Origin of the sequence: Achromobacter pestifer (assembly GCF_013267355.1) — a bacterium.
GTDB lineage: Bacteria > Pseudomonadota > Gammaproteobacteria > Burkholderiales > Burkholderiaceae_B > Achromobacter > Achromobacter pestifer_A.
In genome coordinates this window covers 5,804,547-5,827,081 of record NZ_CP053985.1, presented here as the reverse complement: position 1 = coordinate 5,827,081, position 22,535 = coordinate 5,804,547, and the positions used below count along the sequence as shown (strand labels likewise).

Genomic DNA, 22,535 nt, shown 5'->3' with positions numbered 1-22,535 from the left:
AACATCATGCACAACCAGATCTTCGTCAATCTCCCCATCAACGACATGCAGAAATCGCAGGCTTTCTTCAAGAGCCTGGGCTTCAGCTTCAATCCGCAGTTCACCAACGACCAGGGCGCCTGCATGGTCGTGAGCGACAGCATCTACGTCATGCTGCTGGTGAAGGACTTCTTCCAGACCTTCACTGGCAAACCGGTAGCCGACGCCACCAAGACCACCGAGGTGCTGATCGCGCTGTCCTGCGACAGCCGCGCCGAAGTCGACGAGCAGGTGGCGCGCGCCCTCGCCGCTGGCGGCACCGCCCCGCGCCAGCCCCAGGACCACGGTTTCATGTACGCCCACGGCTTCGAGGACCTGGACGGCCATGTCTGGGAGCTGGTGTACATGGTCCCTGGCGAAGTGCCCAACGCATGACGCGGGAGGCCGTGCATCGCGCCATCGAGGCGGTCTGGCGGATCGAGGCCGCCAGCGTCATCGCCGGCGTCGCGCGCCTGGTGCGCGACGTCGGGCTGGCTGAAGAGCTGGCGCAGGATGCCTTGGTCGCCGCCCTGGAACGCTGGCCCGAAACCGGCGTGCCGGACAACCCGGGAGCGTGGCTGATGACCACCGCCAAGAATCGCGCGCGCGACCGCCTGCGGTTGGACGCGCTGCATACGCGCAAGCACGAGCAGATCGGGCACGAGCTGGAGGCCTTGCAGGCCGACGTCGAGCCCGATTTCGTCGACGCGCTGGACGCCGCGCGCCAGGACGACATCGGCGACGACCTGCTGCGGCTGGTGTTCACCGCCTGCCACCCGCTGCTATCCACCGAAGCGCGCGTGGCCCTCACCCTGCGCCTGCTGGGCGGGCTGACCACGGCCGAAATCGCGCGCGCCTTCCTCGCGTCGGAATCCACCATCGCGCAGCGCATCGTGCGGGCCAAGCGCAGCCTGTCCGCGGCCAACGTGCCGTTTGAAGTCCCGCGGGCCGAGGAGCGCGCGCCGCGCCTGGCGTCGGTGCTGGAAGTCATCTACCTGATCTTCAACGAAGGCTATTCGGCCACCTCGGGCGATGACTGGATGCGCCCTGCGCTGTGCGACGAAGCGCTGCGCCTGGGCCGCATCCTGGCCCAGTTGGCGCCGGGCGAAAGCGAGGTCCACGGACTGGCGGCGCTGATGGAATTGCAGGCGTCGCGCCTGCATGCCCGTACCGATGCGCAAGGCCGCCCCGTGCTGCTGATGGAGCAGGACCGCGGCCGCTGGGATCCCTTGCTGATCCGCCGCGGGCTGGCGGCGCTGGCGCTGTCGGACAACCTGGGCGCGCCGCGCGGCCCTTACGCCCTGCAGGCCGAACTGGCCGCCTGCCACGCCCGTGCGCGCACGCCCGAGGAAACCGACTGGCCCCGCATCGTGGCGCTGTACGACGCGTTGGCCCAGGCCATGCCCTCGCCGGTGGTGGAGCTGAACCGCGCCGTGGCGGTGGGCATGGCGTTCGGCCCCCAGGCCGGGCTGGACCTGGCCGACCATCTGGCGGAGGAACCGGCCCTGGCCAACTACCACTGGCTGCCCAGCGTGCGCGCGGACCTGCTGGCCAAGCTGGGACGCAAGTCTGAGGCCCGCGCCGAGTTCGAGCGCGCGGCCGGCATGACGCGCAATGCGCGCGAGCGGGAACTGCTGCTGGCGCGGGCGCGCGACATGAGCGATTCCTAGCCGCGCCGGCCAGGGGCGCCGCAGCGCCGGCCGGCATGCTTAAATCCTCCCATGCGCCCCGCCGACCCTGCCCCGTCCGACCTTGCCGCGCCCGCCATGCCGGGCGTGCCACAGGCGTTCGAGCATCCCGGCGACCGGGCCGAGTTCCGCCAGGCGGCGCACCTGCCCGGCGTGGAGCTGTACCGCGCGCACATCATCCGCTACGCCTTCGAGCCCCACACCCACGAAGCCTACGGGCTGGGCGCGATCGAGGCCGGCGTCGAGCGCTTCCGCTACCGGGGCGCGGAGCATCTGGCGCCCTCGGGCTCGGTGGTGCTGATGAACCCCGACGAGCTGCACACCGGCCGCGCCGAAACCGAGGGCGGCTGGCGCTACCGCATGGTCTACCTGGACCCGGACGTGGTGGCCCGCGTGACCGGCGAAAACGGCTGGTGGTTCGATACGGCCGTCGGCCATGACGCGGCCGGCGCGCAGCGCGTCACCACGCTGCTGGACACCTTGTGGCAGGCGCGCGAACCGCTGGCTTTCGACAGCGCGCTGTACGCCCTGCTCGGCGAATTCCGCCGCCACGCGCGCGTGCCGCGGGCGCTCCGTGACGAAGGCGCGCCGCGCTTTGCGCCCGTCATCGATTACCTGCGTGCCAACCTGGCGCGCCGCCTGACGCTGGACGAGCTTGCAGCCGTGGCCGGGCTCAGCCCTTTTCATTTCCTGCGCAGCTTCCAGGTGCAGTACCACGCCACGCCGCAGCAGATGCTGATGGCGCTGCGGCTGTTCGAGGCCAAGCGCCGGCTGGCCGCGGGCGAGCCTCCCGCCCAGGTGGCGCTGGCCTCGGGGCTGACCGACCAGGCCCACCTGACCCGCGCCTTCTCGCGCCGCTACGGCGTCACGCCCTCGCGCTATCAGAAGCAAGTCCGCGCCTGATTTCGATACAGCAATCTGGTACAAGACGCGCCGCCCGCCCGCTGGCTAGACTGCCGCCATTCGTGACCTGGAGCGACGTCGTATGTGGGCTGGAACCCTTTATGCCCTGGCCGCCGGCCTGATGTGGGGGCTGGTGTTCGTGGGGCCCCTGCTGCTGCCGGAATATCCTGCCGCGCTGCAATCCGTGGCGCGTTATCTGGCGTTCGGCCTGATCGCGCTGCCGCTGGCCTGGCTGGACCGGCGCGGGCTGCGCCAGTTGAAACGCGCCGACTGGATCGAGGCGCTGAAGCTGGCCGCCATCGGCAACCTGCTGTACTACCTGTGCCTGGCCAGCGCCATCCAGCGCGCGGGCGGGCCGCTGCCCACCATGATCATCGGCACGCTGCCCGTGGTCATCGCCATCAGCGCCAATCTGCGCAATGCCCGCCGCGACGGCCGGCTGCCATGGAAGCGGCTGGCGCCGGCGCTGGCCCTGATCGCGCTGGGCATTGCCTGCGTCAATCAAGTGGAGCTGCAGGCCTTGCGCCAGGATGCCGACGCCGACATGTCGCGCTACGCCATCGGCGCGCTGCTGGCGCTGGGCGCCGTGGTTTGCTGGACCTGGTATCCGCTGCGCAACGCGGACTGGCTGCGCGCCCACCCCGACCGCAGCCCGCGCACCTGGGCCACGGCCCAGGGCGTGGCGACCCTGCCGCTGGCGCTGACCGGTTACCTGGTGCTGTGGGCCGGCATGGCCGCGGCCGGCAGCGACTTTCCCATGCCAGCGGGCCCCCGGCCCGAAGTCTTCCTGGCCTTGATGGCCATCATCGGCCTGTTCGCGTCCTGGCTGGGCACCTTGTGCTGGAACGAAGCCAGCCAGCGCCTGCCCACCGCGCTGGCCGGACAGCTGATCGTGTTCGAAACGCTGGCGGCGCTGGCCTATGCCTACATCCTGCGCGGACAGATGCCCCAGCCGCTGACGCTGATCGGCATCGCCTGCCTGATGGTGGGCGTGCTGCGCGCGGTGCGGGTCAAGCCGGAGCCCGTGCCTGCGGCAGCCTGATGGCGAGCCCCGCCGATGCCCACACGGGATGCATCGGCCGGATGAGCCCTAGGACAGCAGCAATTCCGGCAAGCGGCGCAGATCGTCGATGACGTCCGAAGCACCCTCGTCCAGCAGGCGCTGGCGCTGGTCCGGCCCATTGTGCGAGGCGCCCACGTAGCCGATGGCGCGCATGCGCGCGGCGCGGGCGGCGCGCACGCCGGGCACGCTGTCCTCCACCACCACGCAATCCAGGATTGCGGCGCGCATCTGCCGGGCGGCGAACAGGAACACGTCCGGGGCCGGTTTGCCGTGCGCCACCTGCGCCGTGCTGAACACATTGGGCGCGAACTCGTCCCACAGGCCAACCAGCTTCAAGGCCGCCTCCAGCTTGGGCGGCGTGCTGCTGGAGGCCACGCAGACCTGCAGGCCGCGCTCGCGCAGCGTGCGCACGGTCTCCAGCGCGCCGGGCAGCGCGCGCAACTCCTGGCGGAAGGTGGCTTCCAGCCCGTCCGCATATTCGCGCGCGAATCCTGCGGGCAGGCTGCGGGCGTTTTCCTGCTGCAGGGTCTGCCACATGTCCGCGTCGGGGATGCCGGCGAAGCGGCGCGCGGCTTCCTCGGGCGTGATGGCAATGCCATGCGCGGCCAGCGCCCGCGATTGGGCGCGCGCCGCGATGATCTCGCTATCGATCAGGACGCCGTCGCAATCGAAGATGACCAGGCTGGGGGCAGGCGTAGGCATGATGGCTCCATTTCAGGACAAATTTCCATGATATGCCTGGCTCGTGACACAGGCGCGCGATCCGCGCCGTCTACAGCCTCGGACCTTTGAGGCGCCGCAAGCGCCACGCCAGAAACACCCCGCCCAGCCCGGCTGCCGCGACGATAAGCGAGGCCGACGACCAGCCGTAGCGGTCGATCGCGCCGCCCACCGCCAGCGGGCCGATCACCTGCCCCAACCCGCTGCCCTGCATCACCAACCCCACCGAAGCCGGGGTCAGCGCCGGCCGCGGGGCCAGCAGCGGCGCCGTGCCCAGCAGCGTCGCCGGTATCAGTCCGCCCACCGCCGAAAACAGCACGCACAGCAGGAAGGTAGGCATGGCTGGCAGCACCGAACGGAAGATCAGCAGCGCCACCGCGCCCATGGTCAGGCTGGCGCAGGCGATCAGCGTCGAGCGCCGCCAGCCGCGCGCCAGCAGCACGCCCGCCCCCAAGTTGCCAACCACGTTGGCGGCGCTGGCGATGGCGCTGTACAGGCCGGCGGTCGCCAGCGGCAATCCCAGCTGTTCGGTCAACAGCACCGGCAGGAACGTGAACAGCGCGAAGAACATCAGGCTGTAGAGCGTGAACGACAGCGCCAGCAAGCGCGGGCCGGGCGCGCCCATGGTATCCGCCGTGTCCTGCCGCAGGCCCCGCCACGACAGGCTGGCGCCGCCCGGGGTGGCCGGCGCCAGCGCCGCCACGCACACCATGGCCACCAGCACCGCCGCGCCCGCGCACCACCAATAGGCCTGCCAGCCGCTGAACGCCTGCGAGGCCAGCATCGCAATGGCCATGCCGGCCGGCATGTAGCAGCTCCACAGCGCGAAGGCGAAATCGCGGGTGGATGCCGACACCATGCGTTGCAGGGCAGCAGGTCCAGCCACGGTAATCATCAGGAAGCCCAGCCCCTCCACGACTCGCGAGGCCAGCAACACGCCGTAGGCCGTCGCCATCGCACCGGTCACCGTCCCCACGGCCGTCGCCGCCAGGCCCGCCAGCAGCATGCGCCGCGCGCCGTAGCGGTTGATGACGCCGCCCGCCGCGATCCCGCCGACCAGGCCCAGGATCGAGAACACCGCGGCCAGCGCCCCGATGGAGGCCAGATCCAGCCCCATGTCCTTGCGCAGCAGGGGCGCGGCGATGATGACCTTGCCCACTTGCAGCGCCGCAACCACCCCCGCCCCCACGATGGCCAGCACCGCCGACCAGCGCGTTCCTTCCTTGCCCATCCTAGTCTCCCCTTGCTTCAACCCAGCCAGGATGCCTGTGCCGGCCGATCCTGGTAAGTGATAATCTTTTGATGAACTTGATCGATTTAATAGATCAGCCGGCAAGATGATAGACGCCCTGACCCTGGACCAGTTGCGCGTGTTCGCCGCCGTGGCCGACGCCGGCAGTTTCCGCGCGGCCGCGCGCCGCCTGTCGCGCGTGCAATCGGCCGTCAGCCACGCCATCGCCAACATGGAAGCGCAGCTGGGCGTGACCCTGTTCGACCGCAGCGGCCACCGGCCCGTGATGACGCCGCAAGGCGTAGCCTTGCTGGCCAACGCCCGCGACATCCTGCTGCGCGTGGACGCCATGCGCGCCCGCGCCCAGGGCCTGGGCGAAGGCGTCGAGCTGGAGCTGTCGCTGGCGGTGGACACGCTGTTTCCGATCGCCGAGGTAGGCGCCGCCCTGAACGCGCTGCGCGCGGCCTACCCGTCCGTCGCCGTCCGCGTATCCGTGCTGCCCCTGGGCGGCCCGGTGGAAGCCTTGCTGACGCGCAGCCATACGCTCGCCATCGTCGCCGGCGACCATTTCCGCAATCCGCGCATCGTGATGCAGGCGCTGTCGTCCGTGCAGATGGTGGCCGTGGTCGGCGCCGGGCATGCGCTGGCGCAGCGCGTCGCCGCCGACATCCCGTTGGGCCCGGCGGAACTCGCCGACCACGTGCAGATCGTGCAGACGGATCCTTCTACCCTGACGCAGGGCCGGGACTTCGCGGTGCTGTCGCCGCAGACCTGCCGCGTCAACGGCCAGGACACCAAGCACGCCCTGATCCTGGCGGGCGTGGGCTGGGGCCGGCTGCCCTACTGGCAGGTGCGGCGCGACCTGGCCGAAGGCCGGCTGCTGCGCCTGCCGACCGACAGCCTGGGACGCGGCAGCCAGGTGGCCAGCGAAACCTATCTGGCGCACCGCATCGACCAGCCCCTGGGACCGGCCGCCCGCGTGCTGGCGAGCGCCTTGCGCGCCGCGGCGCATCAAGACTTGGACGCCGATTCGGGCGGGCGCGCGTAGCTGACGCCCATGCCAGCGCGCACGTCGTTCTGGATGCCGTAGGGCGGAATCGGGTAGCGCAGGCCGTTGGCCGACAGCGCCTTCATGCCCTCGATGGCGATGGGCAGGTAGCGCGGCGGCAAGGCCATCAGCATTTCCTCGTCGGGCACGCCGCCGTAGCGGCGCTCCGCGTAACAGGGCAAGGACAGGCTGGGCTCGCCGGTGGCCAGCGCCCGGCCCCAGGAGTCCGCACAGGCCGTCTCGCCCACCACGCTCCAATCAAAGCGCCGGTAGTTCTTCCATTGCAGGCCGTTGATGAGGATGATCATCTGGCCCGGCGTGGCGTAGATCAGGCAGATGTCCGGCGGGTCAAGCCGGCCCGCGGCCAGCGGCGACACCACCAGCCCGCGATACTTGCCCGCCGGCACACAGGACAACGCCTCCTGGCGCGCCTGGGCATCTTGCTGGGTGGCGTGCCAGACGCCCACGTAATCCTCGCCGCGCTTCCAGGCATCGTCCTGCGGCCCCAGGCCGACCACGGCGCGGCATTGCGCGCCGACCAGGTCGTCGCCCGTGATCCCCACCGTCCAGCCCAGCCTGGCCGCCATGCCCACGATCTGGTCGGTGGTGTGCGTGGCTTGCGGGCGCCGCAGGCCCTTTACCGCGGCCATCTCGTCTTCGCGCTCGTAGAGCTTCATGCCGATGACCGTGGTCTTCAGGCGCAGCAATTTGTTCAGGTCATCGACCAGCGATGCCCAGTTCAGTGTCGTCTCTTCCATGCCCGTCCCTTGGACTGTTGTGTCGCGGACCTTGCCGCATTGCCGCAGATTGATCGCGGTCAGCGATGACTATAACGAATCGCCCGCCGGGCCCTCGATTGATCTATCGTGGAATTCGACCATCCTGCCCGCGGCAGGCGCGCAGGACATTCCCCGGCTTCCAAGGAGCCCACCATGAACCGTTTCGAACAGAAGACCGTCCTGATCACCGGCGGCACCAGCGGTATCGGCTTGGCCGCCGCCCAGGCCTTCGCCGCCGAAGGCGCCCGCGTGGTCGTCACCGGCCGCGACGCCGCGGTGCTCAAGCAGGTGCGCGCCAGCCTCGGCTCCCATGCGCTGGCGCTGCGCAACGACGCGGGCGCGCCCGGCGCCCCCGCCGCGCTGGCGGCCGAACTGCGCCAGGCCGGCATCCGCCTGGACGCCGTGTTCATCAACGCCGGCGTGGCCCGCTTCGCCCCGTTGGCCGAAGCCACCGAAGCGCTTTGGGACCAGACCTTCTCCACCAACGTCAAGGGCGCCTTCTTCCAGTTGCAGGCGCTGGACCCGCTGCTCAACCCCGGCGCGTCCATCGTGCTCAACGGCTCGATCAACGCCCGTATCGGCATGCCCGCCTCATCGATCTACGCCGCCAGCAAGGCCGCGCTGATTTCGCTGGCCAAGACCTTGTCGGCCGAGCTGTTGCCGCGCGGCATACGCGTCAATGTCATCAGCCCCGGCCCCGTCGCCACCCCGATCTACGACAAACTGGGCCTGGACGCCGCGACGCTGGAGAAAACCGCCGCCAGCATCCGCGCCCAGGTGCCGCTGGGGCGCTTTGGCACGCCGCAGGAAATCGCCTCCACCGTGCTGCACCTGGCCTCGCCCGAGTCCGCCTTCATCGTGGGCACGGAGATCATCGCGGACGGGGGCATGAGCCAGCTGTAGGCTAGGCCCCGATGGAACGCAGCGCACGCTTGCAGATGCGCTGCGTCGCCTGGGCCGGCTCGCCCTTGGACCAACGCGCGCAGATTTCCCGCACCCAGTCTGGCTGGTCCTTGCTGGCGTCGTTCAGCCAGTTCGCCACCGAGTCCTGCACATAGACGGCCGGATCGGCCCGCAGCGGCTCCAGCAGCGGCAACGCCCTGCCGGGCTCGGCCTTCAAGGCCGCGATGTGCGCGCACCAGACCCCGCGCGGCCGCAGGGACTCGCAGGCGTAACGGCGCACGCGTTCGGAGGAATCCGCCGTCCAGGGCCGCAGCAGGTCCAGCGCCTTATCCAGTTCGGCCGCCAACTGCGGGCGCAGCGCCAGCCAGGCCCATTCCCGCACGCCGAAATGGGCGTCGTCGGCCAGCGGCCGGATCAGCGCCAGCCGCTGCGTCAAGGTCAGGTCCGGCATCGCGCCGACCATGAAGCAGGCCCAGCCCCGGACGGTATCCGAACGGTGATTGCGCAATTGCTGGAAGGCGTCCCGGCCCAGGCCCTCCTGCAAGAGATGCGCTGCCGCGGCCATGCGCTTGGAGATCCCCATCGCGGCCTGCGCGCGCAAAGCGGCGACGGCCTCGGCGCCCACTTGGGGGGCGGCCGCCTGCATCAGTTCGGCAAAGTCCACCGCCAGGCATTCGGTCAGGTTGCCGGCCGGTTCGTCCGCGTTCAACTGTGCCAAGCGTTCGGCGCTGATGTCCTTTACGCCGCGCCCTGTCGGCGCGGCAGCGGTCTTCTTGCTCATTGCGGTGTCTCCTGCCCTGCGGCCCCGCCTGCGTCGGTACCCTGCCAGATCTTGCCCAACAACTCGCGCAGGCTGGCCCGCTCTGCTGGGCTCAGGCCCGCGAACAGCGAGCCTATCCAGTCCGTATGCTGCTTGAAGAGCTTGCCGGCCTCGGTCCGCCCCTTGGCGCTCAGCTTGACGATGATCTTGCGCCGGTCGTCCTTGCCCGCGCGCCGCGACACGAAGCCGTCGCGCTCCAGGCCGTCGAGCAGGCCCGTGACCGTGGCCCGCGTCACACCCGCGCCGTCGGCCAGCTCATGCGGCGACATCCCGTCCGCCTGCTCATGCAACAGGAACAACAGCACGAACTTCCCTTCCGACAATTGGCGCGGCGCCAGCCGGGCGGCGCAATCGCGGTCGATGGCGCTGGCCAGCGACAGCAGCTGGAAGCAAAGGCCGATGCCTTCCGCCGACGGCAGGCCGCGCCTGGCGGCGACGTCCAGCAGCGCGCGGTGCTTGGGTTCCAGCATGTGTTGTGCTTCTTGCATGAGTCATCCAACCCTGTGATTCTCGATGCCATAATAATAAGGCGCCTAATTAAATTCCCGCAAGACGGATCCTTGGCTTCGAACCGCTATCATCCTGGCTACCCCAGCAGCCGGCGACTGAATCCATGCCCCTACCTCCCCGCGTGATCCTGCGCCGCATGCAGGAAGATGACATCCCCATGTTGCTGTCCATGGAATCCGATCCCGAGGTCATGCGCTACAGCACCGGCGTCAAACCGGCAGACGACGCACGGCGGCATGAGCTGCTGGCGTGGCTGCGCGAACCGTCGACCCGGCTGGGCCATTGGGCGATCACCATGAACGGCGCCGCGGTGGGCTGGGTAAGCCTGGTCCCTCTGGCAGGCACGGACAGCATCCAGCTTGCCTATCGGCTGCAACGCGCGGCTTGGGGACGCGGATATGCCAGTCAGGCGGCGCAACAGTTATGCGAATACGCCTGGCGCGAGCTTGAATTGGGCGAACTCGTCGCGGTGGTCTGGCCCGACAACCAGGTCTCCATGCGTGTACTGGAGAAGCTGGGCTTCACGTTCCGGGCGCATGAACGGCACTATGGGCGCGACACCGCCGTGTATGCACTGGCGCGTCCCGCCACTTAATCCGTCCTATCATTGCGGACCTGATCCCCTTACGCCCCATTCCGGCAGTTGTCCGCCATGACCTATCCCGTCCTACCCGCCTCCGAATTTTCCGCCGCCCGCGTCGTGCCCGAACTGCTGGTGTCCAACATCAACAAGAGCCTGCAGTTCTGGTGCGGGCTTTGCGGGTTCTCGATAGCCTACGACCGCCCGGAAGACAACTTCGCCTATCTGGACAAGAACGGCTCCCAGGTCATGCTGGAGGAATACGGCCACGGCAGGAACTGGATCACCGGCCCGCTGGAAGCGCCCTTGGGGCGCGGGATCAATCTGCAGATCGAGGTTTCCGCGATCATGCCGATCGTCGACGCCTTGCGCGGCGCCGGCTGGCCGTTGTACATGCAGCCCGAGGAAAAGTGGTATCGCGCCGCAACGGCGGAGGTGGGCGTGCATCAGTTCCTGGTACAGGATCCCGACGGCTATCTCATCCGCTATTCAGCGGGCCTGGGCCGGCGCGAGGCTCGGGCCGCGGCTTGAACCGGGGCCGCGCGGGAGGCGGCGCGCCGGCCGCCCCCGCCACCAACCCTCACCGGTACAGCACCGTCGGCAGCCACATGCCGATGCCCGGGAACACGTAGAGCAGGAAGATTGCCACCACCTGGATGCCCATGAACGGCATCATGCCCAGAAAAATCTGGTTCAGCGTCACGTGCGGCGGCGACACGCCCTTCAGGTAGAAGGCCGACATCGCGACCGGCGGCGACAGGAAGGCGGTCTGCAGGTTCAGCGCCACCAGCAGGCCGAAGAACAGCGGGTCGATGCCGAAGGTATTGAGCAGCGGCACGAAGATGGGCATGAAGATCACGATGATCTCGGTCCATTCCAGCGGCCAGCCCAGCAGGAAGATGATGATCTGCGCCAGCAGCAGGAACTGCAGCTGCGACAGCCCCAGCGACAGCACCCATTCCTCGATGATGCGCTGGCCGCCCAGCAGCGCGAACGCGGCCGAGAAGATCGACGAGCCGACGAACAGCCAGCACACCATGGCGCTGGTCTTGGCGGTCAGGAACACCGACTCGCGCAGCACCGGCAGGTTCAGGCGCCGGTACGCCAGCGCCAGCAGCGCGCCACCCATGGCGCCCATGGCGGCGGCCTCGCTGGGCGTGGCCAGGCCGAAGGCGATGGAACCCAGTACCGCCGCGATCATCACGGCCAGCGGGAAGAACGAGGCCATGAGCATCTTGAAGATTTCCATGCGCGCCCAGGTCAGCAGCGCATAGAACACCGCCAGGATGGCCGCGCATATGGCCGCGAAGATCCAGAAGCCTTGAGGCGCGGCGATGCTCTCGTCGGCTGACGCTGGCGCTTGCGCGGCGGCCGTCTCCGGCACGGCCGCTGGCGGCGCGACGGGCGTTTCCGGCGGCTCGGCCAGGCCGCCGGCCGCGGCGGGTTCGTTCGAAGGCGGCTCCGCCAGGCCATCTGACGGCGGCTCGCTCAAGCCCGAATCGAAGTCCCCCGACCCCAGCTGCAGCTCGGCGGGAATCTCGTACACGACCGCCGGACGCGTGGTCCCCTGATAGACCACGGCCACCAGCAGCACCGTGACCGCCAGCGGCGCCAGCGCCATCGCCATGTTGCGCAGCAGGAAGCCGAGCGGCACGTCCTTGTTGCGGCGGCCCTTGAACAGGGCCGCCAGCATGCCGGACACGGCGCGCGTGTAACCGCCTGCGGCCAGCGCCGCGGACTCCCGGGACAGCGGCACGCCGCGCTCTTCCTTGGGCAGGGGCGGCGCCATGTCGGGACGCAGCTTGGCCACGATGACCACGTAAATCATGTACAGCACCGCCAGCATGATGCCGGGGAACAGCGCGCCGGCGTACAGCTGCACCACCGACACGCCGGTGGTCGCGCCGTACACGATCAGCATCACGGAAGGCGGCAGCAGAATGCCCAGGCAGCCGCCCGCCGTGATGGAGCCGGCGGTCAGGCGCACGCTGTAGCCGGCCTTCAGCATGGCCGGCATCGCCAGCAGTCCCATCAGCGTGACCACGGCGCCCACGATGCCCGTGGCGGTGGCGAAGATTGCGCAAGTCGCCAGCGTGGCCACCGCCAGCGCGCCCGGCAGGCGCGCCAGCGCCAGGTGCATGGAGCGGAACAGCTTTTCGATCAGGTTGGCGCGTTCGACCAAGTAGCCCATGAACACGAACAGCGGAATCGAAATCAACGAGTCGTTGGTCATCGTGGCGTAGGTCCGCTGCACCATCAGGTCCAGCGTCTGGCCGACCGAGCGGGCCGCGTCCGAACTCTGCATGTAGTACGCCAGGAAGGTGAACAACACCCCCATGCCCATCAGCGTGAACGCCGTCGGAAAGCCCAGCATGATGGCCACCACGATCAGCGCCAGCATCAAGAGGCCGATGTGTCCCGTGGTCAGATGGTCCCAGGGCGTCAGGAACGCGATCATCAGCAGCACCAGCCCGATGCACGACAGGCCGAACCACAGCGCCTTGTGGATCTTCATGAGCGCGGCTCCCCGGTAGTGACGTAGCGGTCCAGCTTGGCGATGTCCTCGTCCTTCACATGCACCATCTTCTTGAGTTTGTCGACGTCCACTTCCTCGACGTCTTCCGCGCGCGAAGGCCAGGCGCCGCGCTGCAGGCACAGCACGCAGCGCAGCACCTCCGCCACGCCCTGCAGCAGCAGCACCGCGCCCGCTATCGGGATGAAGGCCTTGAAGGGATAGATCGGCGGCCCGTTGGCCATGAGCGAGGAATGCTCGCGGATGGCGATGGAATAGCCGGCGTAGTACCAGCCCGCCCACACCAGCGCGATCGCGCCGGGAAAAAAGAACACGATGTACAGGATCAGGTCCAGCCCCGCCTGCACCCGCGGCGGCAGGAAACCGTACAGGATGTCTCCACGCACATGCCCGTTCTTGGCCAGGGTATAGGCCCCCGCCATCATGAACAGGATGCCGTAGTACATCATCTGCATGTCGAACGCCCAGGCGCTGGGCTGGTTCCACAGGTAGCGCGCGGCCACCTCCCAACAGACGTGCAAGGTCAGCGCTACGATCAACCAGGCAAAGGTCTGCCCGACAAAAGTGGAGATGCGGTCTATGAAACGTATGATTCGGATCATCTCGCTTCCAGGTCAAGACGCATGGCGTCCCGCCGCGCGCCGTTGTGCGGCGCGCGGCGCGGGATACAGGTACCGGCCCTTCAAGCCTGCTTGGTTGTGCGCGAGAAGTAGTGGTTGTAGGCCATGCGGAAGTTGACCGAGGTATCCCCGTGCCAGCGCCCCACCCGCTCGGCGAAGGCCCGCTGCGACTCCAGCACCTTCTTGAACAAGGGATTTTCGGCCGCACGCTTGGCGATCATCTCGTCCCAGATCTTCAGCTGCTGCTGCAGGATGGCGTCGGGCGTCTTGTAGAACTTGACGTTGTGGTCCTTCTGCAGCTTGCCGTAGTCCTGCGAATAACGGTTCGCCGCCTTCCAGGACATGTCCGCGCTGGCCGCCTGCGCGGCATTGCGCAGGATGTGTTTCAGGTTGTCGGGCAGCGCGTCGTACTTGGCCTTGTTGAACAGGATTTCGAACTGTTCCGCGCTCTGGTGGAAGCTCTGCAGCATGCAGATCTTGGAAACGTCCTGGAAGCCCAGCGCCAGGTCCGACGAGGCGTTGTTGAACTCCGCCCCGTCCAGCAGGCCGCGGTCCAGCGCGGGCACGATTTCCCCGCCCGGCAGCGCGTTCACGGCGGCGCCCATGGCGGTGTACATGTCGATGGCCAGGCCCACGGTACGGAACTTGAGGCCCTTGACCTCCTCAACCTTTGTGATAGGACGTTTGAACCATCCAAAAGGCTGAGTGGGCATCGGCCCGTACATCAGCGACACCACATTCACGCCCATGGCTTTCTGGATCTCGACCAGCAGTTCCTTGCCGCCGCCATACTCGTGCCAGGCGAGCAGCATGTTGGCGTCCATGCCGAAGGACGGGCCCGAGCCCCACAGCGCCACCGCCGTGTTCTTGCCGTACCAGTAGGCGACCACGCCGTGCCCGCCGTCCAGGGTGCCCGCGGACACCGCATCCAGCAGGTCGAAGGCCTTGACCACGGCGCCAGCCGGCAGGATCTCGATCTTCAACTGGCCGCCGGCCATGTCGTTGACCTTCTGCGCATAGTCGCGCGCGAACTCGTGGAAGATGTCGTTGGCGGGCCAGGTGCTCTGGAAGCGCAGGGAAACCGGGGCATTCTGCGACCGGGCCACGGCCGGAAATCCTAGCGCGGCGGCTCCGGCGACAGCGGCGCCAGAGATGAACTTGCGGCGGGGCTTGGTAACGTGTTGCATGGCGTCTTGTCTCCTGAATTAGGACTACATGGACCAGCTTGTAGTTACTACTCCTGCGTGGGCGCGGGATGGTGAAGCCTGCTGCGGGATCCCGCCGGCGCGATTGCGGACGATGCGCAAAGCGTGAGCCTGATTAAACCTTTCTGACTAATCGCTGACAATCAGCTTCTTGTCAGGAATTACCCTAGAAGCGTGGATTACATCTTTTGTATGATGGACAACCCACGCGTTACCATCGCGGCAACGCAATCGGCAAGGGTAGAAATGAACCAGAAAGAGCGCGCCGCCAAGCGCCGCCGGATTCCACGCAAGGTCTGGGCCCTGGGCCTGGCCATCGCTGGCGCGGCAGGTTTTTACGCATGGTGGGAATCGCCGCTGGGCCCGGGCCTGACCGAAGGCAAGATACGCAAGCTCCTGGTCGAGGCGACGGCGCAACCGGCCCTTGCGCCGGTCGGCGCCTGCGTCAACGTCGTGGGCGTGCGGCCCTTGCCCACGGATGTCTACACCTCGTTCCTGGAAAGCCAGGACAGGATCGTGCAGGCGTTGATCAAGCATCAGCTGGTCACGGTCAAGCGCGTCAGCGCCAACGGCGACGGCGGCCCCCCGCAAGCGGACGAGGATCCCGAGGACGCGAGCAGCCGCATGGAGCTCACCGACAAGGGCCGACCCTACTACACGGACGGCGAGGCCCGCCTCGGCTCCAAGCGGGTCTATACCGCGAAGTTCTGCGCCCCCGGCCTGCGGATCGGCAAGATCCTCACCCATACCAAGCCGCTCAAGAATCCATTCGACGACAACCCCAACCTGGTCTCGGCGGTGAAGTTCGAATGGCGGCTGGACCGCAGTACCGCGGATTGGGCGACGGATCCCGCCTTCCGTCCGTACATATCCGGCTTTGCGCCGGAGGACCAGCCGGACGAATGGCAGACCGAGTACATCATGCTGGAACGGAAAAACGGCGTGTGGGAACTGGGAGACAGGCCCTACATCATCCGTTGGTGAGCGCCGCGTCGTCGGACTCGGCCAGCGGACGCCGCACCGCCCTCAGCTTGCCGCTGTCGCCGCCGCCGCAGAAAAAGCAGCCGGCGCCATCCGATTCCAATCCGGATACGCCGGTGCCGGCCGGCATTTCCACGCTTTGCAGCACTTCGCCAGTCCGTGCATCCAGCTGCCGCAGATCGCTGGCGCCCTCCTCCCAGGTGCCGTGCCACAACTGGCCGTCCACCCAGGTCACGCCGGTGACGTAGCGGTTGGATTCGATGGTGCGCAGCACCCGGCCGGTTTCGGGGTCCACCTGATAGATCTTGCGTTGGCGGTACTCGGCCACCCAGAGGCTGCCCTCGGCCCAGGCCATGCCCGAAGCGCCGTTGCCGCCGGGCGCGGGAATGCGGCTCAGCACCCGCCCGCTTTTCGGTTCCAGCTTGACGATGGTGCCGTCGGAGATCTGATAGAGATGCTTGCCGTCAAAGGCCGTGCCCGCGTCGGCGACGATGTCGATCGAGGCTTGCGTGCTGCCGCTGTCGGGGTCCATGGCGATCAGCTTTTCGCCGGCGGCGAACCACACCTGCCGGCCGTCGTAGGTCACCCCATGCACGGCCTGCACGCCGGGAAATGGGCCGTACTCGCGGATGATCTGGGCTTGCGTACGTTTCATGTCGATGTCCTTGAACGGGAGTTCGAGCATTCATGCTAGTCGGCGGCCAGCGCGGCCGGGAGTAACAAGGTTGTCGTGAATCCGGGCACAGGCGGCGTCATCCAGCGGCGGGCCCGGCCCTGGCCGCAAGCCTGCACCTTGCCGGCTGCCGCCAGCGCGTCCAGCGTGCGCTGCACGGTGCGCTGGCTTGCGCCCAACGCCAGCGCCAGGGCCGAACTGGACCAGGCTTCGCCGTCGGCCAGGCAGGCGAGCACCGCGCCATGATCCCTGTCGCCGTCGCCGGCTGGCCGGGCCAATAGCGCGACCGCCCTGCCGGCTTCCGGCTTGAGAAGGAAGCCGCCGCGCGCGGCGCTGATGCCGGCCACGCCGTCCAAGGCCGCGCGCAGGCGCCCTATCTCGACGCGCAGGCGCGCGCGGTGCGTTTCATCGAAGTAGGCGGTGCGAAAGGCCTGCTCGATGAGCGTTTCCCTGGGCGCGGGCTGCGGCCAGGCTTCGGCCAGGACGCGGGCCAGCGCGAACAGCACCGGCCGGCTGGCCAGCGGGATCTCCCGGCCCGCGCTGCGCACCGCATGGCGGCAACCGTCCACGACCAGCGTGTCGGATGCCAGCAGCGCTTCCACTTCATCCAGCAGGATGGGCCGCGGCACGCCCTGCGCTATCAGCCGCGCGGCGGGCGTGTTCAGGACCAGCGTCGCGTGTTCGACCTCGGCCAGCAGCGCGGGAATGCCGGCGGCGCGGGCCGCGAGTTCTGCCTGGGTCAGCGCGTTGCGCGCCGGTCCCGTGCGCAGGCGGCGCAACGCGATGCCTGCCGCGATCAGTTCATGGATGGCGCGCGACGCCGGGGCGAGCGAGGCTGGGTCCAGCAAGGCCAGCGTGTCCTCGGCCCGATCGAGCTGGCCGAGCAGCAGTTCGCGCCGGGCCTGCAGATGCCGCGCATGCGCGGCGTTGGCGGGATCGCCGTGGGCTTGCAGCGTGGCGCGCGCGGCCTCCAACGCCTTCTCCGGCCAGGCCAGGTCGCGCGACACCAGGGCGATCTCGGCCTCGGCCACCACGCATCGGGCGCGCGCCAGCGCATGCTGGGGATCGAAGTTCCTGGCCGCGCTGCGCAGCAGGGTCCGGGCGCGGCGGAATTCGCCCAGTTGCGCCATGGCGATGCCGCGCAAGGCCAGCGCGGGCGCGTCGTCGCGCAAGGCCACGAGGTTCAGGGCGCCCAGCGGATTGCCGGCGGCCAGCGCGCGCGCAGCCGAGGTGATCAGAAAATCCATGGAAATCCCGCCACTGCCGCCGCTCCCGCAGTCCGCTTGCCGGGAACTAATCTACCATCTGGCGAGTTGTCGCAGCGTAGCCAGGGTGGCCGGCTTCATGCCCCGCTGGATTCAGGCGCGCGGCGCCCCCGCCCCGGGAGCTCCCCCGGCCGCAGGCGGAAAAGCCACCGTCAGCGCCACGCCCGCGCCGCGCAGGCCCTCGCCCAGCGTGACCTCGGCGCCATGCTGCTGCGCGATCTGCGCCACCAGCGACAGGCCGATGCCGCTGCCACCCGCGGCACTGCCCGGGGCGCGATAGAAGCGGTCGAACACGCGCGCGCGCTCCTCCTGCGCGATGCCCGGGCCATCGTCGGCCACGCGCAGGCAGGCCCCGCCATCCGCCGACGGTCCGCAGGACACGGCGATCTGGCCGCCGCTTTGTGTATAGCGCACGGCATTATCCAGCAGGTTGCGGACCAGCACGCCCAGGGCGTCCAGCCGCCCCCTGACGACGCAGGCCTGTACGTCCAGCTGGATGCGCAACTGCTTGCGGGTGGCGTCGGTTTCCCAGTCGCGCACCAGCATGGCGACCAGCGCGTCCAGTTCGACCGGTTCGGGCTCGTCCGCGCTGGCGCTGAGCGCGTCCATGCGGGCCTGGTCCAGCAATTGCTCGGACAGGCGCGAGGTGCGCTGGGCGACCTGGCGCAGTTTCTCGATGGCAGCCGGGGCGTCGCCGGAGCCCGCGCTGCGGGCAACCAGCTCCGCGTGCGCGCTCAGCGCGGCCAGCGGGGTGCGCAGCTCGTGCGCCGCATCTTCCAGAAAACGGCGCTCGCGGTCCATGCCGCCCTTCACGCGCAACAGCAGCTGGTTGATCGAACGGATGAAGGGACGCAGTTCGCCGGGCATGCCGGCCATGGGCAGCGGCGCCAGGTCGAACGGGCCGCGCCGCGCAATGGCCACGCCGGCGCGGTCCACCTTGCGGAACGCGCGGCCGACCACCATCCAGCTCACCACGGCCAGCAGCACGAACAGGACGGACACGATGAGCAGCCCGCGCTTCAGGCTGTACAGCGACTGGGCGCGCAATTCGCTCTGCGGCCGCGCCACCTGCACCTGCACCCGCCCGTTGGCGTCCGAGATCGCGTACACGCGCCAGTCCATGCCGTCGGCGCGCACGTCGGAATAACCGTCCTGGAAGCCGCCGCTCAAGGGCTGCGCGGGCGACTCGGGCGAGCGCAGCAGCAGCCGGCGGTCGGCCAGCGACCACAGGTGGAAGCGCACCTTGTCGCCGTCGACGCGGCTGGACGCGGGCGGGGTGAAACGTTCCGACGGGGCGTCGTTGCCCAACAGGCTGACCGGCAACGATGCCAGCATCTGGCTGGCCGCGTCGTGCAGCCATTGATCGCGCGCGCCGGTCTGCGAGCGCGTGGCTTCGTACTGCTGAAAGGCGAACACCGCAATCCAGGACAGGGCCATCGTCAACAGCAGCGTCAGCGTGAGCTGCTTGCGCAGCGTCTTCATTCGCCTGCCTCGATGCGATAGCCCAAACCGTGCACGGTGGCGATGAGTTTTTCGCCCAGCTTGCGGCGCAATTGGTGAATGTAGACGGCCACGGTATTGCTTTCGATTGCGCCGCTGTCGCCGTAGACGGCGGCCTCGAGCTGTTCGCGGCTGACGGTGTGGCCGATGCGCTCCATCAGCGCCAGCAGCGTGCGGTATTCATGCGCGCTGAGGCTGACTTCCACGCCCGCGCGCGTCACCGCCCGCCTGGCCGGCTCCAGCACCACGTCGCGGCAGCGCAGGGCCGAGACCACGGCGTTGCTGCTGCGCCGGACCACGGCGCGCAGCCGCGCCAGCAGTTCGTCCAGTTGGAATGGCTTGACGATGTAGTCGTCGGCGCCCGCATCCAGGCCCTGTATCCGCTCGCTCAGCCGGTCGCGGGCGGTCAGGATCAGGACCGGGGTGGCGTCGTAGCGCGCGCGCAGGTGCTTGAGCACCGCCAGCCCGCTGCCGTCCGGCAGCCCCAGGTCCAACAACACGGCATTGAAGCCGTGCTCCACCAGGGCCAGCCGCGCCTGCGCCACGTCGCGCACCCATTGCACGTCGGCGCCGGACTGCGCCAGGCTGGTGTGCACGGCGTCGCCCAACATGGCGTCGTCTTCAACTAGCAGGACACGCAAGAAAACTCCAGGACCGTCAACGATGCCGCAGCATGCCGGCGCCGCTTTAAAAAATTATTAAAACCCCATGCCGACAATGCGCTCCTGTGACGGGGGGTCTGGACCCTGGCCCGCCGGAAAAACGCATAGGAAACAGTGGTATGAAGCGACACATTTTAGCAAGCGCCCCCCTGATGGCCTCGGCCCTGCTCGCCGCCGCCGCCAGCAGCGCGCGCGCCAGCGAGGGCAGCTCGAACTTCATCGGCATGGGCGTGGGCGCCGTGCCCGTGTATGAAGGCTCGCGCGAATACCGCGCGCTGCCGGTCCCCATGATCAACTACCACGCCGGCAGCTTCTTCATTTCGCCGCGCGCCGGTCTGCCCGCCATGGGCCTGAAGACGGACCTGGCGCCCGACTGGAGCGCCGGCGTGTTCGTCGGCATGGCGCTGGGGCGCAAGGCCGACGATGCCGACCGCACCAAGGGCCTGGAGGACATCGACTTCCACGGCACCTATGGCGCCTTCCTGGAATGGTCTCCGGGCCCCTATTCATTGATCGTCGCCTACCGCCAGGCCGCCCGCAGCGGCTATGGCGGCACGCTGGACCTGCGCGCCACCTACGCCGCCTGGCAGGACTCGAGCAACCGCGTCTCGCTCAGCGCCGCCACGCAATGGGCCGACCACGACAGCATGCAGACCTGGTTCGGCATCACGCCTTCCCAGTCCGCACGCAGCCGCGAGGGCCTGGACGTGTACTCGCCCTCGTCCGGCTTCAAGTCCGTGGCGCTCTTCGGCACCTGGGCCCATCGCTTTGACGCGAGCTGGAGCGCGGTGACGACGCTGGGCGTCAACACCCTGGTGGGCGACGCCCGCAACAGCCCCCTGACCGAGCGCAAGACCAACGTCTTCGCCAACGTGGGCGTGGTCTACGCTTTCTGAAGACGCGGGCCCGGCCGGGCCGCGCGTGGGAGATGCACACATGAAACGCCTGCATGGCATGGAATTGTTCGCCGAAGTGGCGAAGGCGCATAGCTTCAGCCGGGCCGCCGCGACGCTCGGCATGCCCACCTCCACGGTGTCGCGCCAGGTGGCCGAACTGGAGCGCGCGGTCGGCCTGCGCCTGCTCAGCCGCAACACGCGCCGGGTGGAACTGACCGACGCCGGCCGGCTGTATTTCGAACGCTGCCGCCGCATCGTGGCCGAGGCCGAGATCGCCCACGAGGAACTGCGCGAGCAGCTGGAAATCCCCAGCGGCCCCCTGCGCGTGCAACTGCCCGCCGCCTATGCGCTGGACGCCCTGATACCGGCCCTGGTCGCGTTCGGCGGCCGCTACCCCGAAATCCGCCTGCAGATGAGCGTGGCCGGGCCGGAGTTTGCCGAGCACCCGCCCGAGATCGGCGACGTCTCGATCCGCCTGGGCGAACAGCCCGACTCGTCGCTGGTGGCGCGCCGCCTCGGCGCGGTCCATGCCCAGCTATACGCCTCGCCCGCCTACCTGGCCGCCCGCGGCGCGCCCCTCAGCCCCGCTGACCTGGCGCGCCACGACTGCATCGGCCTGCGCGCCGGCGGCGGCCAGCCCGCGCCCTGGCCGTTGCAGCGCGGCCGCGAACAGTTACTGGTTCCAGTGGAATACCGCTATGGCGCCAACGACGCCTGCATGGCCAGGCAGCTCGCCGTGCTGGGCGCCGGCATCGCCGCGCTGGGCGGCGACCAAAGCAGCCAGCTGCGCTCGGGCGAGCTGGCGCGCGTGCTGCCGGCCTGGAGCCTGGGGCCGATCGAGGTCCACGCCGTGACCGAAACCCGTTTGCTGCCCGCCCGGACCCGGCGGCTCATCGATTTTCTGGCTGAATACCTGGACACTCCGCTGAACAAGCCGGCGCATGGCCTGGCGCCGGAACTCCAGATCCGCCGGGCCGCATAACGCCCGTCACAATATTGCATCCCCAGGAGATGCGACCCCATTTTTACGGGCGGCGCGCCCTCGCCGTCCGCCCCTGGCCCCTGGCGCCCCCCTCCAGCGTGTAAACTCCCCCCTTTTTGACTCTGGTGGTATGTTGCAGGCCCCACAGCGCACAGGTTTAAGCGGCCCGACGCTCATTCGCTTGCTGACTCGCCTGACGGATGTCGACGTTCCGCAATCCAGGCAATCGCTCTCGGACCATCTGAGCCAATGGCTCGGCTGGACGGACGCGATCGCGCTCTCCGCGGCGCTGAATACCAGCCCGCCGGTGATCGCCCCCGGCGCGCGCATGTTCAGCAGCGCCGAGGAGCGCGAGTGCGCCCGCGTGCGGACCACGCTGGCCGACGCCATCGCCAGCGACACCGCAGCCACGGCCGCCAAGCGGCGCACGCCGGGACAAGCGCCCGCGCCCGCCAAACAACTGGCGGCGCTGGCCGAGGCCGACGCCGATTACGCGAATTTTCGCCAACGCTATCTGTCGTTGCAGCACACGATGGAAACCGCCGTGGGCAATCTGCGCAGCCGGCTGCGCGGCATGGTCGCGGCCAGGAACGGCGAAATGACCCGCCTGGCGGTGGTCGACGCCATCATGGACCGCGCCCTGCTGCCCAAGGAACGCGCGCTGTTCGGCGCGATTCCGAAGCTGCTGCAAGGCCATTTCCAGCGTCTGCGCGACGCGGAGGCCGCGGCATTGGCCGAGGCTGCCGCATGGGCTGAAGCCCAAGCCGAGGCCGAAGCGCAAGGCGATGCCGCGGCCGAGACAGGCGCGGCGCCGGCGCCGGCATCGATAACGCCGGGCGCCTGGCTCGACACGTTCCGCAAAGACATGCGTAGCGTGCTGCTTGCCGAATTGGATGTTCGTTTACAACCGGTCGAAGGGCTGCTTGCCACCCTTCGCGCCAGCTAACCGGGACAC

Annotated in this window: 24 protein-coding genes; 12 read left to right on the top strand and 12 right to left on the bottom strand. The window is 68.8% G+C overall.

Going from position 1 to position 22,535, the window contains the following annotated elements; genetic code table 11:
- Positions 1-6 precede the first annotated feature (6 nt).
- From FOC84_RS27500 to FOC84_RS27485, 4 genes are all read left to right on the top strand, one after another.
- Positions 7-414: a VOC family protein gene (locus FOC84_RS27500; protein ID WP_173147848.1), complete on the top strand. Its 408-nt coding sequence runs from the start codon at positions 7-9 to the stop codon at positions 412-414.
- On the top strand, positions 411-1,688 hold the full coding sequence (locus tag FOC84_RS27495) for an RNA polymerase sigma factor (protein ID WP_173147846.1): 1,278 nt from the start codon (positions 411-413) through the stop codon (positions 1,686-1,688). Before FOC84_RS27500 ends, FOC84_RS27495 begins: the two co-directional genes overlap by 4 nt.
- Before the next feature lie 96 nt (positions 1,689-1,784).
- A complete protein-coding gene (locus FOC84_RS27490; protein WP_173150445.1) occupies positions 1,785-2,609 on the top strand; it encodes an AraC family transcriptional regulator in 825 nt (274 codons plus the stop codon).
- Between the two features lie 82 nt (positions 2,610-2,691).
- Positions 2,692-3,651, top strand: coding sequence for a DMT family transporter (locus FOC84_RS27485; RefSeq protein ID WP_173147844.1), 960 nt, complete (start codon positions 2,692-2,694; stop codon positions 3,649-3,651).
- A gap of 48 nt (positions 3,652-3,699) precedes the next feature.
- Here the strand turns inward: FOC84_RS27485 and FOC84_RS27480 are convergent, their stop codons facing one another.
- Positions 3,700-4,374 carry an HAD family hydrolase gene (locus tag FOC84_RS27480; RefSeq protein ID WP_173147842.1) on the bottom strand — a complete coding sequence of 225 codons (675 nt, stop codon included), beginning with the start codon at positions 4,372-4,374 and terminating at the stop codon, positions 3,700-3,702.
- Positions 4,375-4,444: 70 nt separating this feature from the next.
- A complete protein-coding gene (locus tag FOC84_RS27475) occupies positions 4,445-5,623 on the bottom strand; it encodes an MFS transporter (RefSeq protein ID WP_173147839.1) in 1,179 nt (392 codons plus the stop codon).
- Between the two features lie 106 nt (positions 5,624-5,729).
- On the opposite strand from FOC84_RS27475, the gene FOC84_RS27470 reads away from it, so the two are divergent.
- Positions 5,730-6,671, top strand: a complete 942-nt coding sequence (locus FOC84_RS27470; protein ID WP_173147837.1) for a LysR family transcriptional regulator — start codon at positions 5,730-5,732, stop codon at positions 6,669-6,671.
- Here FOC84_RS27470 and FOC84_RS27465 read toward each other — a convergent pair.
- Positions 6,635-7,429, bottom strand: a complete 795-nt coding sequence (locus tag FOC84_RS27465; protein ID WP_173147835.1) for a DUF169 domain-containing protein — start codon at positions 7,427-7,429, stop codon at positions 6,635-6,637. The two genes, FOC84_RS27470 and FOC84_RS27465, sit on opposite strands and share 37 nt — an antisense overlap.
- Positions 7,430-7,603: 174 nt before the next feature.
- Between FOC84_RS27465 and FOC84_RS27460 the strand changes: the two genes are divergently transcribed.
- Positions 7,604-8,353, top strand: a complete 750-nt coding sequence (locus tag FOC84_RS27460; protein WP_173147834.1) for an SDR family oxidoreductase — start codon at positions 7,604-7,606, stop codon at positions 8,351-8,353.
- 1 nt (position 8,354) lies between these two features.
- Here the strand turns inward: FOC84_RS27460 and FOC84_RS27455 are convergent, their stop codons facing one another.
- Both FOC84_RS27455 and FOC84_RS27450 read right to left on the bottom strand, forming a co-directional pair.
- Positions 8,355-9,134, bottom strand: a complete 780-nt coding sequence (locus FOC84_RS27455) for a HEAT repeat domain-containing protein (RefSeq protein WP_173147831.1) — start codon at positions 9,132-9,134, stop codon at positions 8,355-8,357.
- The gene (locus tag FOC84_RS27450; RefSeq protein ID WP_254241798.1) at positions 9,131-9,661 is read right to left on the bottom strand and encodes a MarR family winged helix-turn-helix transcriptional regulator; all 531 of its coding nucleotides are present in this window, start codon (positions 9,659-9,661) and stop codon (positions 9,131-9,133) included. Before FOC84_RS27450 ends, FOC84_RS27455 begins: the two co-directional genes overlap by 4 nt.
- A 125-nt stretch (positions 9,662-9,786) precedes the next feature.
- On the opposite strand from FOC84_RS27450, the gene FOC84_RS27445 reads away from it, so the two are divergent.
- Positions 9,787-10,278, top strand: a complete 492-nt coding sequence (locus FOC84_RS27445) for a GNAT family N-acetyltransferase (RefSeq protein WP_173147829.1) — start codon at positions 9,787-9,789, stop codon at positions 10,276-10,278.
- 57 nt (positions 10,279-10,335) lie between these two features.
- A complete protein-coding gene (locus FOC84_RS27440; RefSeq protein ID WP_173147827.1) occupies positions 10,336-10,794 on the top strand; it encodes a bleomycin resistance protein in 459 nt (152 codons plus the stop codon).
- Between the two features lie 49 nt (positions 10,795-10,843).
- Here FOC84_RS27440 and FOC84_RS27435 read toward each other — a convergent pair whose 3' ends face one another.
- From FOC84_RS27435 to FOC84_RS27425, 3 genes are all read right to left on the bottom strand, one after another.
- Positions 10,844-12,778, bottom strand: coding sequence for a TRAP transporter large permease (locus tag FOC84_RS27435; RefSeq protein WP_173147825.1), 1,935 nt, complete (start codon positions 12,776-12,778; stop codon positions 10,844-10,846).
- On the bottom strand, positions 12,775-13,398 hold the full coding sequence (locus FOC84_RS27430; RefSeq protein ID WP_173147823.1) for a TRAP transporter small permease subunit: 624 nt from the start codon (positions 13,396-13,398) through the stop codon (positions 12,775-12,777). Before FOC84_RS27430 ends, FOC84_RS27435 begins: the two co-directional genes overlap by 4 nt.
- 80 nt (positions 13,399-13,478) lie before the next feature.
- Positions 13,479-14,603 carry a TRAP transporter substrate-binding protein gene (locus tag FOC84_RS27425; protein WP_173147821.1) on the bottom strand — a complete coding sequence of 375 codons (1,125 nt, stop codon included), beginning with the start codon at positions 14,601-14,603 and terminating at the stop codon, positions 13,479-13,481.
- A gap of 264 nt (positions 14,604-14,867) precedes the next feature.
- Here FOC84_RS27425 and FOC84_RS27420 point away from each other — a divergent pair, with 264 nt between their 5' ends.
- A complete protein-coding gene (locus FOC84_RS27420; RefSeq protein ID WP_173147819.1) occupies positions 14,868-15,605 on the top strand; it encodes a hypothetical protein in 738 nt (245 codons plus the stop codon).
- Here the strand turns inward: FOC84_RS27420 and FOC84_RS27415 are convergent.
- The 4 genes from FOC84_RS27415 to FOC84_RS27400 form a co-directional block, all read right to left on the bottom strand.
- Complete coding sequence (locus FOC84_RS27415) at positions 15,592-16,257, bottom strand: glutaminyl-peptide cyclotransferase (protein ID WP_173147817.1); 666 nt, start codon at positions 16,255-16,257, stop codon at positions 15,592-15,594. The genes FOC84_RS27420 and FOC84_RS27415 overlap by 14 nt on opposite strands.
- A gap of 35 nt (positions 16,258-16,292) precedes the next feature.
- Positions 16,293-17,522, bottom strand: a complete 1,230-nt coding sequence (locus tag FOC84_RS27410; protein ID WP_173147815.1) for a helix-turn-helix domain-containing protein — start codon at positions 17,520-17,522, stop codon at positions 16,293-16,295.
- Positions 17,523-17,633: 111 nt separating this feature from the next.
- Positions 17,634-19,022: an ATP-binding protein gene (locus FOC84_RS27405; protein ID WP_173147813.1), complete on the bottom strand. Its 1,389-nt coding sequence runs from the start codon at positions 19,020-19,022 to the stop codon at positions 17,634-17,636.
- On the bottom strand, positions 19,019-19,681 hold the full coding sequence (locus tag FOC84_RS27400; RefSeq protein WP_173147811.1) for a response regulator transcription factor: 663 nt from the start codon (positions 19,679-19,681) through the stop codon (positions 19,019-19,021). Before FOC84_RS27400 ends, FOC84_RS27405 begins: the two co-directional genes overlap by 4 nt.
- 140 nt (positions 19,682-19,821) lie before the next feature.
- On the opposite strand from FOC84_RS27400, the gene FOC84_RS27395 reads away from it, so the two are divergent.
- From FOC84_RS27395 to FOC84_RS27385, 3 genes are all read left to right on the top strand, one after another.
- Positions 19,822-20,598: a MipA/OmpV family protein gene (locus tag FOC84_RS27395; protein WP_173147810.1), complete on the top strand. Its 777-nt coding sequence runs from the start codon at positions 19,822-19,824 to the stop codon at positions 20,596-20,598.
- 40 nt (positions 20,599-20,638) lie between these two features.
- The gene (locus FOC84_RS27390; protein ID WP_254241797.1) at positions 20,639-21,580 is read left to right on the top strand and encodes a LysR family transcriptional regulator; all 942 of its coding nucleotides are present in this window, start codon (positions 20,639-20,641) and stop codon (positions 21,578-21,580) included.
- A gap of 130 nt (positions 21,581-21,710) precedes the next feature.
- Entirely contained in the window at positions 21,711-22,526 is an 816-nt protein-coding gene (locus tag FOC84_RS27385) for a DUF3348 domain-containing protein (RefSeq protein WP_173147808.1), read from the top strand.
- The last annotated feature ends 9 nt before the right edge of the window (positions 22,527-22,535 follow it).